General features: G+C 60.5%; 13 protein-coding genes. 4 read left to right on the top strand and 9 right to left on the bottom strand.

Annotated features, from left to right (window positions below):
• Positions 1-300: 300 nt before the first annotated feature.
• A complete protein-coding gene (locus tag BLW80_RS23670) occupies positions 301-1,602 on the top strand; it encodes an acyltransferase family protein (RefSeq protein ID WP_170849782.1) in 1,302 nt (433 codons plus the stop codon).
• A 167-nt stretch (positions 1,603-1,769) separates the two neighbouring features.
• On the opposite strand, the gene BLW80_RS30020 is transcribed toward BLW80_RS23670, so the two are convergent.
• On the bottom strand, positions 1,770-1,997 hold the full coding sequence (locus BLW80_RS30020; protein WP_139285903.1) for a hypothetical protein: 228 nt from the start codon (positions 1,995-1,997) through the stop codon (positions 1,770-1,772).
• Positions 1,998-2,310: 313 nt separating this feature from the next.
• Here BLW80_RS30020 and BLW80_RS23665 point away from each other — a divergent pair, with 313 nt between their 5' ends.
• From BLW80_RS23665 to BLW80_RS23660, 3 genes are all read left to right on the top strand, one after another.
• Positions 2,311-2,682 carry a hypothetical protein gene (locus tag BLW80_RS23665; protein WP_139285901.1) on the top strand — a complete coding sequence of 124 codons (372 nt, stop codon included), beginning with the start codon at positions 2,311-2,313 and terminating at the stop codon, positions 2,680-2,682.
• Between the two features lie 217 nt (positions 2,683-2,899).
• On the top strand, positions 2,900-3,058 hold the full coding sequence (locus BLW80_RS30475) for a hypothetical protein (protein ID WP_170849781.1): 159 nt from the start codon (positions 2,900-2,902) through the stop codon (positions 3,056-3,058).
• Positions 3,059-3,348: 290 nt separating this feature from the next.
• A complete protein-coding gene (locus BLW80_RS23660) occupies positions 3,349-3,624 on the top strand; it encodes a hypothetical protein (protein ID WP_093760270.1) in 276 nt (91 codons plus the stop codon).
• Between the two features lie 837 nt (positions 3,625-4,461).
• On the opposite strand, the gene BLW80_RS23645 is transcribed toward BLW80_RS23660, so the two are convergent.
• The 8 genes from BLW80_RS23645 to BLW80_RS23610 form a co-directional block, all read right to left on the bottom strand.
• Entirely contained in the window at positions 4,462-4,881 is a 420-nt protein-coding gene (locus BLW80_RS23645) for a hypothetical protein (RefSeq protein ID WP_093760264.1), read from the bottom strand.
• 356 nt (positions 4,882-5,237) lie between these two features.
• Positions 5,238-5,984 carry an SDR family NAD(P)-dependent oxidoreductase gene (locus tag BLW80_RS23640; RefSeq protein ID WP_093760262.1) on the bottom strand — a complete coding sequence of 249 codons (747 nt, stop codon included), beginning with the start codon at positions 5,982-5,984 and terminating at the stop codon, positions 5,238-5,240.
• A 38-nt stretch (positions 5,985-6,022) separates the two neighbouring features.
• Positions 6,023-6,982 (bottom strand): sugar kinase, encoded by a 960-nt coding sequence (locus BLW80_RS23635; protein ID WP_093760260.1) that lies wholly within the window; start codon positions 6,980-6,982, stop codon positions 6,023-6,025.
• A 33-nt stretch (positions 6,983-7,015) separates the two neighbouring features.
• Positions 7,016-7,702, bottom strand: coding sequence for an L-fuculose-phosphate aldolase (locus BLW80_RS23630; RefSeq protein ID WP_093760258.1), 687 nt, complete (start codon positions 7,700-7,702; stop codon positions 7,016-7,018).
• A 76-nt stretch (positions 7,703-7,778) separates the two neighbouring features.
• Positions 7,779-8,348, bottom strand: coding sequence for a peroxidase-related enzyme (locus BLW80_RS23625; RefSeq protein ID WP_093760256.1), 570 nt, complete (start codon positions 8,346-8,348; stop codon positions 7,779-7,781).
• A 15-nt stretch (positions 8,349-8,363) separates the two neighbouring features.
• Entirely contained in the window at positions 8,364-10,676 is a 2,313-nt protein-coding gene (locus tag BLW80_RS23620; protein ID WP_093760254.1) for a molybdopterin-dependent oxidoreductase, read from the bottom strand.
• Positions 10,677-10,709: 33 nt separating this feature from the next.
• The gene (locus tag BLW80_RS23615) at positions 10,710-11,477 is read right to left on the bottom strand and encodes a CoA transferase (protein ID WP_093760252.1); all 768 of its coding nucleotides are present in this window, start codon (positions 11,475-11,477) and stop codon (positions 10,710-10,712) included.
• The gene (locus BLW80_RS23610; protein ID WP_093760250.1) at positions 11,477-12,289 is read right to left on the bottom strand and encodes a CoA transferase subunit A; all 813 of its coding nucleotides are present in this window, start codon (positions 12,287-12,289) and stop codon (positions 11,477-11,479) included. Before BLW80_RS23610 ends, BLW80_RS23615 begins: the two co-directional genes overlap by 1 nt.
• Positions 12,290-12,347: the final 58 nt, after the last annotated feature.

Raw genomic sequence — 12,347 nt, 5'->3', positions numbered from 1 at the left:
CCTGATTGGAGAAGACGCGGGTTCTGTCGCCGTGATCATGCGAGACGCGCATGGGTCAAAGTTGATGGGTGTCAAATTCGGGGGCGATTTCCCCATGAATGCTCAGCACCTCCAGATGCCGTTAGGAGCGGCGCTGGGCCGAACTTTAACATCGAATTGGGAGGGGCGGTTAGGAGCGCTCCCTTCGAACGCCAGCGTATTGAGAGTTGTCAAGTCTAAGGGCGCCGCCAGCGTTTAGCTGGTTCACACAGGTCGATGACGTGCCACTTGCAGACTAACGCCTTGCAGGATCTCGAGCTCATGAATGAGGGTTGGATTGGGTTTCGTGCCAACGCCGTGACACCGGCGAATCTGCCCACATGGCTAGATCTCGCCCGTACGATGGCTGCAATCGAGGTAGTTGCGTTCCACTCCTACCAATTGATGTTTCTGGAAAGGTCTCCGGACCCGGGAGATGCCTCTCCAGTCAGCTACCTCTTCTCTCTTGTACAGATCCTCAGCGCGCATGGCATGGCCGCTGTCATCGTCTTCTTCGTTTTGAGCGGCTATCTCGTGGGCGGACCAGCGATCGTCAGAGCAAGATCGGGGCAGCTCAATGCGATTGAGTATTTCGCCGCAAGAGGCGCTCGCCTTTATGTGGTGTTGATGCCCGCACTTGTGACGTCCATCTGCGCATATGGTTTGGCGAGACATTTGCCGAACTGGCAGGAATTCGTTGCGACGCGCCACGACCTATATGATGCAGGGAGGCTGTTCTCTGCAAGCGCGGGGGCGACGACGGCTGTATGTAATGTCGCATTTCTTCAGACGATCGCATGCTCGGAGTTTGCCGGAAATCTGGCATTGTGGAGCCTCTCCAACGAATTCTGGTACTATGTCCTGATCTTTGCTCTTGTCGTCGTTTGGTCTCGTCCCAGTTTTACATTTTTGATCATCGGCATCCTTGCCTTGTTTTGGTATGCAGAAAGGCATGACCCGGCGGGGACGCATATCGGAGCTAAATTCATCTTCTACTTTTTGATATGGTGCCTCGGCGCCGCCGTTTACGCCATTAGGGCGCCTGCCGTGAGTTGGCTGTTCTTATTCTGCGTAGGTCTCGTTGGAGCCTGGCTGCTCTATGTAGGGGGGGCGGCGCCGAAATGGGCGGCAAGCCAGCTGGCAATTGGCCTGATTGTCGCAGGCAGTATCGTGGGGCTGACCCTCTCAGGTGCATCTATGCCAAGGCAGCTGCACCCACTCGCAAACGGTGCGAAGTATAGTTTTTCGCTATATGCAACACACTATCCAATTTTGGTGGTGCTGAACGTTATCTTCAGTAGTGGCCCGGGCGAGTTTACGTTGTTCTCTCTCGTTCGCTTCGTGTCCTTCATGCTGCTCTGTGGTGCGCTATCTGTTGCGTTCTATCGCCTGTTCGAAATACACACTTCATCGGTCAAGGCGTTCCTCGCGAAAGCTGTGAGAACGATAGCGACCGAGACAGGAACGGCATTCGTTTCTCAGAGAATTTTCGAAGAGCATGCGTTGACTACAAAATCAACGGGGAAAGGAGATCTATTGTTGCCTGAGGCCCGGGGAGCTGGAGGCCGCGAAAATTCTCGGTAATCTAGACACCGAACTGATAGCTCTCGGGATAACAGCCTGCTTGCAAAAGTATGGGAAAGGCAGCAGGTCGAAATCGCTGTGCTGAGGCTAAGTTGCCCCAACGTCGTGTCAATTTCGCAAGAGGATATCGAATTGGTAAGGAGAATACGAGGCCGCAAAAATAGGTTTCATACCCTGAGCTTAAAACTGCGTTCGAGTGAAAGGCCGATCTGCAACGCCACATCTCGGAATTTAGCTTCGGTTGGATTATTGGTCGGTGTTATCAGGCATTCCCAGCTGTCATCCACGCGAAATACAAATATATCCAGGTTGCTGGGCCACGGTCCGATGAGTCGGGTAGCTTCAGCTGAGATCATGCGGATAATTTCGGTTGGTGTCGTCTCTGTCTTACCCATGCGTCTGGCTCGGGTCTCGGTTTAGATTGCAGAAATTGATTTCATGTTCTTGTTAAGGAGATGGGATTGACAAGATAAGCTGAATTCGATTCACGGAAAGGCCGATTGACGCGAGATCACGATCGACTTGCGCTGTTAACAGCCTTCATCACGGTGCCTCGCGGCGTAAATAATCGTCTGGATTAAGCGTCACGACGGATATGCGCGCTCGGCTTTTGAAAACATTCCCCTTTAAGAGTGGGTTTTTGCGAACAGTATCAGAGTACAATTTATGGAAGCTGTCACTAACTTTTATCGGGAAAGGAGTATTCTCGTGACCGATCCTTTCAGTGATCGACTGTTGTTCGCCGTAGAGATTGACGGACATCCGACATTGGCGTTCGATGCGAGTTCTGTTGAGATCGCGAAGGGCATATGTCTTCTTTCTGAGTTTCGAGAGGATCTCGGTAGGGTGACGTGCGACGGTCAGCGAATTTTTAGGCAGACATCGGTTATCAGTGTGCGAGGCGCAAGCGCGTGCGAGGCCGCAACGTTTTATGCCGCCTTGAAAGATTTGGGGCCCACGGCCGAAATATCGTTTGTGTTCCTCAGCAAGGTCGATCGTATTACTCTCGCAGCCGATGAAGGCGCTCAGCCACTTCCGGATGCCTTGGTCACTATCCGCAGAACCCATCCCTCATTTTAAAACGAGGCCCCGAGTTCCTGAGTGATAGTGCGTAGTTCACTCTCAAGCCCGCTTGGCCTGCTGCCTATACAACCGATTGGGTCGCTTGTGCCGGAAGGATTTCGATCTGGACCAAGTGCTGGGCATTGCGCTGCTTGTCGCTGCCGTCGTAGCGCTCGCTGTGGACGGTTCTTCACCGAGAGTTCAATCTTGAGGGATTGATCAGTGGAGAACGGCTATGGAAGCAGCAGTGGTGATTAGTCTCGATCTCGCGAATTCGGTGTTTCGGGTGCATGGCGTCGATGCAGCGGGCAAGGTCGTTGTCCAGGGGCACCTGACCGCGTGGGCGGTTGTTATAGTTTTTCGCGAAGCAGCCTTCGTGCTTTTTGGGAATTAAAGCCGACGCAGCGGCCGTCATTGGTCTTGAGCTGGCGGAGCTCGGGCATGCGGCGCAGTTGATGCCGGCTAGATATGTGAAGCCCAATATAAAGCCCCAAAAGAACGATATGACTGATGCCGAGGCAATCTGCGATGCGGTCACGCGACCGAGCATAGGCTTTGTGTGGCCAAGTGGAACCGCCTGGATGCATGCACGTTTCTACATCTGGAGAAACAGCATTCTGGTGCCGTCGTGCGGCGCGCTTTGCATTCAAGTCCAATCACCAGGTAGCAAATGGGAGTTTGTCGATGCTCAGCGCCTTCATCAACGGAAAAGATATCAAAACCGGTACCGTGATTTCTGTCGTCGCCAAATCGGTGGCGCCGGGAGAAACGCTTGCGCTCGAATACCCAAACAAAAGTCGGGTGTCAGGTAAGGTGATCTCGGCTTCGCACAGCGAGCTCGAATTGGAGATCAATTCGGAGGCCTGGCGGCTGCGTCCACACGCCCCGAGCGACAGTACCATCCACAATGACCTGTCCGATAAGGATGCATCATTCTGGACGGTCCAGGCCAAGCTCTAGACCATTCGTCCCGGCCAGTTTGCGACCTCAGCGGCCCGGTTTGAAATGGCAGCGGTCTGACTTGGTGACTGCCTAGGAATGGCCGTCGGAGCCTTGATGAGTTCCGTCTCCGCCCGTCCACGGCTCGGAGTTGTCATCATTTGGTTTCGTCTTGGTACCCTGACGAAACGCAAAGCCGATAAACCCAACCAGGAGGACCAATGCGAGAAGCGGCCCTAACCAGTTCGGCATAACTTACTCTCCCGTAAGGCCGCCTCAGTGGGCGGCTCTTTCATTTTGGCGACCTGGAGGCGGATCGATGGATAGTCTCGAAGCCCACGCGCGGTTCGTTTAGGATCTTCGCCAGAGGATCGTGTTTCGGAGTCGTCCGAGGGGATGCCGTCGGTTTGTGCCGGCGCTTGACGACCATGGCGCGCTCGGCATTGGCCGCGCGCGAACCGTGCTCTTCAACAAAGCCGATCCTGGGTTCGTCGAGCAGCTTGGACTGCCATGCTTTTGTATTCGTCATCCCGCCATTCTAGCCGATGGCGTGCGTCCGCAAAAGCCCGCGGTGAGGGCGGGTGGGGATCGTACGCGCAACGCCGCCCTGGGCGGAGTATGATCGCCCCGGCGACGTTGGCTCAACACTGGGCCCTCAAATCCCCAGTTCAAATTGGTACGATGGACGTGGCTGAAAGGTTCAAGGGAGCCAAAGAAAAAACGCCCGAGGGTATCGAGCGGGTTATGGCGGTCTGCGGTTCGGCGATATGCCGCCAGGCGTTGAAGGCCCTACCAACGAAATAAAAACCCGCCGAGCTGCGCCGGCGGGTTTTTTCTACCTACTGGCGATACGGCTTGTCAGGGAGTGGTCCGAGCGGCCCGCGGCGTCGCGGCAGGCGCAGTGGTCCTGGTTTTCTGGATTGCCTGACTGACCGGTAATTGCAGCACGATTGCCTTCTGCCCGGGCTTCAGGTCTGTGACGAGAATAATCCTGCCATTTGAGAATTCCAGCGCGTCGTGGTGATTGTGATACTGGCCCATGTCAATTTGACGAAACCGGGCTAGTCGATCGTTGACGTTGCGGCGAAACACCCATCCATCGACTCGGACGTTTTCTTCAAAAGCGATCTCGGTGCCAGGACGAAGGCATACCGCAACGTTTGGATCGTCGAAGCTTGCGAACCCTTTAGTCGTCGTCGAAGGAAATCTTGCCGATACCAACCTATCCGCCACCTCTGCGGGACGGTTGGCGACCGCGTGCAGGCTGTAATCACACATGGATGCGCTCCTATGGACGGCCACCCAGCAAATGCTGCAACATCCGTGAACCTCGTTGGTTGCAGCGCGGGGCAAAAAAAAGCTGTCGGCCCAGGCGTCACCTCATTCTGACCGCGCCAAAATTCCAAGCCTAACGTCCAGATGGGCGCGTCCAGGATCGCTTCGACGTTCGACCGCCGCCTTCACGCGTTTGCTCGAAGTGCTGCGCCATCGTTCGTGAGTATGGAGCAGGAGCGACCGCATGGTTCAGCCCGTTGCTGCCCATGCAGTGGTGCGCGGTCCCGGATACGCACGTCCGCGGAAGTCCGGCAGGGTCGTGCGTTCGTTGCCGGGCGTCGATCTCGGATTGAGGTCGATTAGCTGTAGAAGATACCGCCATCCACATTGAGTGCCTGGCCCGTCACGAAGGCGGAATCGTCGGAGGCGAAGAATGCGACGGGGCCGACGACATCTTCCGGCTCGCCGAGCCGATGCAGGTCGGTGATCTTCTCGAAATAGGTGACCCGCTCCGGATCGCGCAGATTGTTGCGGCCCATCTCGGTGAGGATGATGCCGGGGCACACGGCATTCACCGTGATGCCGTGGCCACCGAATTCCATCGACGACACCCGCGTGAAGCCGACCACAGCGGATTTCGACGCGGCATAGTGCGATTGGCCGGGGCCGCCGGTGCGCGCGGCCAGCGAGGCAATGTTGACGATGCGCCCGTATTTGCGCTCCTTCATGTGGACGACCATCGCCTGGGTCATCTGGAACACGCCGCGGACGTTCACGGCGAAGGTCTGGTCCCAGTGTTCGGGCGTGGTTTCTTCGATGGTCGCGAGACGCAGGATGCCGGCATTGTTAACGAGAACATCGACATGGCCGAGACCCGCGACCGCTTCCGCAACCGAGCGCTGGCAATCCTCGAGCTTGCTGACATCGGCCAGAACAGGAATGCAGTTGCCGCCGAGCTTCTTCACATCCGTGACGGTCTCCAGCAGCGTACTCTCCTGCGCTGCGATGTCAGTCAGAGCAAGATTGTAGCCGCGCCCGGCGAGGCCAAGGGCGATGGCGCGTCCGATTCCGCGGCTGGCACCTGTGACGATGGCATGTCTGGTCATGTGATGTTCCTGCTTCTATGAAAGTTGCGACGGATGAATTAGGCGCGCGCGCCGCGGACGGGCAACGTGTTCATCGCCTTGACCGTCTCCTCGAAGGACACGAGATTGGCGCCGGAACCGAGCCCCGTCGCGACGATGGCGGCCGTGGCTGTCGCCAGTTTTGCGCAGTCCAGCAGGTCCCAGTCGCGGACCAGGCCGGCGATGAAGCCGCCGGTATAGGAATCGCCGCAGCCGGAGGTGTCGCGCACCGTCACCTCGAAGGCCGGTACCGTGAACTGCCGCCCGTCGCGCGTCATGATGAAAGAGCCGTGTTCGCCGAGCGAGATCGCGCAGGCACCGGCGCCCTTGCCGATGAAATACTGCGCGCAGGCCGCGGGATCGTCGGTGCCGACCAGCGCGTGGGTCTCGTCGATGCTCGGCATGAAGAAGTCCGTATAGGGCATCAGCGGTTCGACCAGTGCCAGCGTCTCGCCGCGTGCCTGGATGAGATCGACGGTGGTGATGCAGCCGGCCGCCTTGGCATCGCGCAAAAGCGCCACCGTCGGCTCGCCGTCCATCGCCAGCAGCGAGCCGACGCCGCCAAGATGCAGCACCTTGCTGCGGCAGGCGGCTTTCTGCGCTTCGGGCGAAATCTTCCAGCGCGCGGAGGCGCCGCGCGCATGTAGCACCGGGCGCGAGCCATCCGGACGGATCGGCAGGATGGTGGCGGAGGTCGGCACGCCGGCCATCCGCTCCATCACCGAAATATCGATGCCCTCGCGTTCCATCGCATTCAGCACCCAGTCGGCCTTCTCGTCGGCGCCAACCGCGCCGACGGCGAGCGCCTTCAGCCCGAGGCGCGCGCAGGGCACCACGGTGCCGCCCGCGGTGCCAGCGACCGTGAGCCGGATCTCATCGATCAGCGCGCGGCCGCCGCCGGCCGGGATTTCAGTGATGGGGACGCCGAGGATGTCCAGGATGTAGGTGCCGCAGACGCTGACGTCGTGGGGATGGGCCATGTGGCAAGTCTCGCAATTGTTGGTGCTGGTTTGTTAGGTCGAGGTTTTCGGCGTGCCGTCGGTGTCGCGCAGGCCGTATTGTCCCCATCGCTTCAGGATGCTGTCGATCTCGGCATCCGGCAGCAGCGGCGGCGTGCCGAGTTGCAAGCAGCCGTGATACTGCTTGGCGAGCACCTCGACCTCCACTGCAAGCCACATCGCCTTGCGCAGATTGGGGCCGATGGCGATCAGCCCGTGATGGGCGAGCAGGCAGGCGCGGCGATGGCGCAGCGCCTCCAGTGCCGCTTGCGACAGTTCCGCGGTGCCATATTGCGCATAGGGCGCGCAGGGGATGTCGTTGCCGCCGGCCGCCGCGATCATGTAGTGGATCGCGGGAATGCTGCGGTTCATGATCGCGATGATCGTGCAGAAGATCGGATGCGCGTGCACGACGGCATTCGTTTCGGGCTTGGCCTTGAGTATGTCGAGGTGGAAACGCCATTCCGTCGAGGGCACGCGGCCAGCCGGCGCCGTCCACGAGCCATCCCATTTCATCGCGACGATGTCTTCCGGCCGCATGCTGTCATAGGGAACACCGGACGGCGTCAGCAGGATGCCGTCCCCGGTGCGGACGCTGATATTGCCGGACGTGCCCTGATTGATACCGGCAGCCGACATTTCGTGGCAGGCATCGATGATGGCCTGTCGGGTTGCGACGTCTGCGGCGCTTGGATGCGTCATGGCTTGTTTCCTCGAAAGTCGTCGCTGCGGCTCTTACCGGCCGCTGCGGGCGATCGTTATATCGGTGCGAGGCGGGTCAGCGCCCCATGGCGAAGAATTCGTCGTTCGGCCGCATACTGGTGACATTCGCCAACCGGTTCGACATGCCGAAGAAGGCGGCGATGGCAGCGATATCCCAGACGTCGTCCTCCGTGAAGTCGTGGCGCTTCAGCGCCTCGATATCGGCATCGCCGACCTCGTAAGCCTGCATCGAGACCTTCATGGCGAAATCGAGCATCGCGCGCTGCCGCGGCGTGATGTCGGCCTTGCGATAGTTCACCGCGATCTGGTCGGCAATCAGCGGGTTCTTGGCGCGGATGCGCAGGATGGCGCCATGCGCCACCACGCAATACTGGCACTGGTTGGCATTGCTGGTGGCCACCACGATCATCTCGCGCTCGGCCTTGGTGATCGGGCCTGGCTTGTCCATCAGCGCATCATGATAGGCGAAGAAGGCGCGGAATTCGTCGGGCCGGTGCGCCAGCGTCAGGAACACGTTGGGCACGAAGCCGGACTTTTCCTGCACCGCGAGGATGCGCGTGCGGATGTCCTCCGGCAGGCTGGAGATTTCGGGGACGGGGAAGCGGCTGATGGCTGAGGTGGTCATGGTTTCTGTTTCCTCTCAGGCGGTCGCGAGTGCAACCAGTCTGTCCTGGTATTCTTCAAAAGCGTCGCGTTGATCTGCAATATGGGGTTCGGCGCGGACCAGGCATGTATGCGCCGAGCAGCCCTGGCCGAATTGCGAGGTGCCGATGTCGAGCGTCAGCACGTTCGGATTGCCGGCGACTTCAAGACCAGTCTCGGCGCGCGGGGTGAACCAGGCGCCGGTCGGCAGCACCAGCACGCCGGAGCGCACGCTGTCGGTGACGTCAGCAGTGGCAAGACAGGCGCCGCGTGCATTCCAGATGCGGATGGTCTGTCCGTCGCTGATGCCGCGCGCCGCGGCGTCGTCGGGATGCAGCCGTGCCTGTTCGCGGCCGTTGCGCTTGTTGGCCACGCTGGCGACGCCGGTTTCGATCTGGCTGTGCAGCCGGCCGGCCGGTTGATGCGAGATCATGTGCAAGTCGGACGCATCGCTGCCGCTGCCGAGCCATTCCACCGGCTCAACCCAGGCCGGATGCGACGGACAATCGGCATAACCGAGCCGGGCGAGGGTCTCGCTGCCGAGCACGATCTTGCCGCTTTCGGTCTTGAGCGCGTGCGCCTCGGGATCGATGCGGAAATCGGCGAGGAAAGTGTGGTCGGCGCGCACCGGGCAGCGCGCGTAGCCGTCCTGCCAGAATGTTTCGAAATCGGGCATCTCAAAGCCGAGTCGCTCGGCCGCGTCCTTGCGGCTCTCCTCATAGAGATGGCGCACCCAGCCCATTTCGTCACGGCCTTCGTTGAAGCGATCGGCAACGCCGAGCTTGCCGGCGATGCGGTCGAAAATCTCGAAGTCGGGCAGCGAGTCTCCGACCGGCTTGATGGCCTGCTTCATCGCGATGATGAAGTCGGAGCGCCTGTTGCCGGCAAGGTCGTTGCGTTCGATCGATGTGGTCGCCGGGAGCACGATATCGGCGCGTTGCGCCGTCGCGGTGAACATCGGATCCTGGACGATGATGGTTTCGGGTCGCGTCCACGCTTCGGACAGCCGGTTGAGATCCTGATGGTGATGATAGGGATTGCCGCCGGCCCAGTAGACCAGCCTTGTGTCCGGATAGGTTCGCGTCTCGCCCTCATAGGTGAAGGTTGCGCCGGGATTGAGCAGCATGTCGCTGATGCGCGCCACCGGGATGAAGCTGTCGATCGGGCGCGTGAGGTGCGAGATGGCCGGTGACTTGCCGAGATTGAAGGGCGAGCCGACGCCGCCGAGCGAGGCATAGCCGTAACCGACACCGCCGCCGGGCAAACCGATCTGGCCGACGATGGAGGCGAGGCCGAGTGCTGCCCAGAACGGCTGTTCGCCATGATGCGCACGCTGCAGGCTCCAGCTCACGGTGAGCATGCTGCGGGTATCGACGAGGCGCCGTGCCAGCTGGCGGATGCCATCGGCATCGAGCCCGCAGATCTCTGTGGCCCAGGCGGCATCCTTGCGAGTGCCATCGGACGAGCCATCGAGATAGTGCAGCAGCTTGTTGGCGCCGCTGGTGCAGCGCGCGAGGAAATCTTGCGCGTGCAGGCCTTCCTTCACGATCTCGCCGGCGAGGCCGAGCATAAGCGCGGTGTCGGTATTCGGGCGGATCGGCCACCATTCGGCATTGACCCAGTCCGGCATATCGTCCTTCAGCGGCGACACGTGAACGATGCGGATGCCGCGCTCGGCGATTTTCCTGAGATAGGATTCGAGGCGGTGGGCGCCGATACCACCGGCTTCGGTCTGAGCGGTGCGCGGCGACAGCGCGCCGAACACCACCAGCGTCTCGGTGTGCGCTGCTATGGTGTCGAGCGTATTGGCCTGGCCGTCGCAAGCATCCGAGCTTCCCAGCGTATGGCGCAGGATCACCGGGCCAGCAGCAATGGAATACGTATCCACATGCCGGGTGAAGCCGCCGACCAGGTTGAGCATGCGCTTGAGCAAAGACGACGCATGATGCAGGCGGCCCGAATTGGTCCAGCCATAGGAGCCCGCGAAGATCGACGCATTGCCATGGGTACTGGAGACGCGGCGGATTTCGTCGGCCACCAGCGTGGTCGCTTCATCCCAGCTGACGGGCACGAACTTCTCCGCGCCGCGCTTGGGCCGATCGCTGCGCTCGCGCTTGTCGAGCCAGCCGGAGCGCACCATCGGACGCAGAACGCGGCGTTCAGGATTGGCCCATTCTGGCACCGAATGGATGATCGGCGAGGGAGCGGGATCATGGGCGAACGGCTCGATGCCCACGATCTGTTCGTCCTGCACGAGGATCGTATAGGCGCCCCAGTGGCTGCAATGCGGGATCCGCTTGATCTCACTCACGCATCGTCTCCATGTCGTTGCTCGCCGGTGATGTCAGGATGCATGGGACAGTGGCTGTTCGATCTCGCGCCGCATCTGCGCGGCAAAGTCCGGATAGGTCTCTGCCACCTCGTCGTAAACACGCCCGCGCAGCAAAGCCAGTGTCTGCGAATCCGGCAGCGCGGTCTGTTCCGGCTGGCTTTCATGGGCGAACTGGAAGCCGGTGGCGTCCTTGATACCTGCGAGGTCGTGTCCGGGATGGATGCTCTCCAGGTCGAAGCCCGGACGCGTCTTGTCGAAGCGGAACAGCGCCTTGCTCGTCAGCAGCGCGATCGGGCCGCCACTGCGGTAAATACCATCGTCGCTGACACCGGGCGTGCTGATGAAATCCACCTTCTCGACCAGAGCGCGCGGCGTGTGCTCCTCGCGAAACAAGATCACGCGTGGCACGACGTAATACAGATAGGCCGAGCCGAACGAGCCGGGCCATCGCACTTGGTTCTGCGGATAGTCGCCGGTGCCCACCAGATTGATGTTGCCGCGGCCGTCGATCTGGCCGCCTCCGAGGAAGAACGCATCGATGCGACCCTGACCGGCGCAATCGAACAGTTCGGCCGAACCGTTGGTGAAGAAATTGTGCTCCACCGATCCGAGGATCGAGATCCGCGGGCCTTTCTCGCCGGCCTGCTGCTTCAGCGCCCGCAGTAGCATCGCTCCTGCCGCAGGGATCGGCGAGGATGCGCCGACAGCGACATGCCGGACGCCGTCGAGCAATTTGGCGATGGTGCAGATCAGAATCTCGCGCGGGTGAACCTCGCTCATCATGCGGGCTCCATCTGTGTCTGTGTGTTCGCCATATAGTCGGCAAAACCCTCGGCGCTACGCGCGGCGCGCGCATAGCGCAGGATCTCGGCCGTGTCGGTCGGATATTCGCCCCACAGGCCGTAGGGCCATGCGCCCTTCGGCGCCACGGCGATTTCGGTGACATAGAGCGCCGGGAGCACGCCAGCCGCGCTCATCTCATTGGCGAGCAGACTGTCCTCCACGATGCGCTCGACAGTGACAAGCGTGGTGGCCGATGCATAAGCCATCGCGGCGAGTTCGCGGCGTCGCCCGATCCACACATTGCCGTGTCGGTCGGCCATCGGTGCGTGGAAGATCGTGATGTCGGGTTTGATCGCGGGGATGAGCACGATGGGATCGCTGCCATCCGCCAGCGGATTGTCGATGACGTGCCAGTCGCTGCGGTGACGCAGCAGGTCGCTGCCGATCAATCCGCGCATCGGCATGAATGGGCTGCCCTTCTGCGCGGCCATCAAGCCGGCATGGATAGCGGGGCAGGTGGCGTCCTTCAATGCGATCGCGCCGTCCTTGACGGCTGCGTTGAAGCGCGGCGCGCCGCCGGCTTCGCCGAGCGATACGGCGCTGGTCTCGACCGACCGAACCAGACCGGCGCCAATCAGCTGATCCACCTGAAGGCCGCCGGTCGGCACGCAGACGAGATCGAGATTGCGTGTGTTGCGCTCCATGATCGGGCGCGTCATCGCCATCGAGACGCCGGCATAATCCACCGGCAGCGCCAGCCGGACTCCCGGCTCCACATACTTCGCCAACGCGCGAAGATCGCTTACCACAATTCGCCTCCCGATCTTACTGTTCTATATTGTAGAACATAGTTCTAAATAAAATTAG

Source organism: Tardiphaga sp. OK245, from assembly GCF_900108575.1.
Lineage (GTDB): Bacteria > Pseudomonadota > Alphaproteobacteria > Rhizobiales > Xanthobacteraceae > Tardiphaga > Tardiphaga robiniae.
The sequence above is the reverse complement of the archived record's forward strand: the minus strand, read 5'-3'. Positions and strand labels throughout refer to the sequence as shown.

Excerpts from the sequence above, each read along its gene's own strand:
- BLW80_RS23670 (WP_170849782.1), top strand. The coding sequence starts at position 301 with ATGAATGAGGGTTGGATTGGGTTTCGTGCCAACGCCGTGACACCGGCG.
- BLW80_RS30020 (WP_139285903.1), bottom strand. The coding sequence starts at position 1,997 with ATGGGTAAGACAGAGACGACACCAACCGAAATTATCCGCATGATCTCA.
- BLW80_RS30475 (WP_170849781.1), top strand. The coding sequence starts at position 2,900 with ATGGAAGCAGCAGTGGTGATTAGTCTCGATCTCGCGAATTCGGTGTTT.
- BLW80_RS23660 (WP_093760270.1), top strand. The coding sequence starts at position 3,349 with ATGCTCAGCGCCTTCATCAACGGAAAAGATATCAAAACCGGTACCGTG.
- BLW80_RS23645 (WP_093760264.1), bottom strand. The coding sequence starts at position 4,881 with ATGTGTGATTACAGCCTGCACGCGGTCGCCAACCGTCCCGCAGAGGTG.
- BLW80_RS23640 (WP_093760262.1), bottom strand. The coding sequence starts at position 5,984 with ATGACCAGACATGCCATCGTCACAGGTGCCAGCCGCGGAATCGGACGC.
- BLW80_RS23635 (WP_093760260.1), bottom strand. The coding sequence starts at position 6,982 with ATGGCCCATCCCCACGACGTCAGCGTCTGCGGCACCTACATCCTGGAC.
- BLW80_RS23630 (WP_093760258.1), bottom strand. The coding sequence starts at position 7,702 with ATGACGCATCCAAGCGCCGCAGACGTCGCAACCCGACAGGCCATCATC.
- BLW80_RS23625 (WP_093760256.1), bottom strand. The coding sequence starts at position 8,348 with ATGACCACCTCAGCCATCAGCCGCTTCCCCGTCCCCGAAATCTCCAGC.
- BLW80_RS23615 (WP_093760252.1), bottom strand. The coding sequence starts at position 11,477 with ATGAGCGAGGTTCACCCGCGCGAGATTCTGATCTGCACCATCGCCAAA.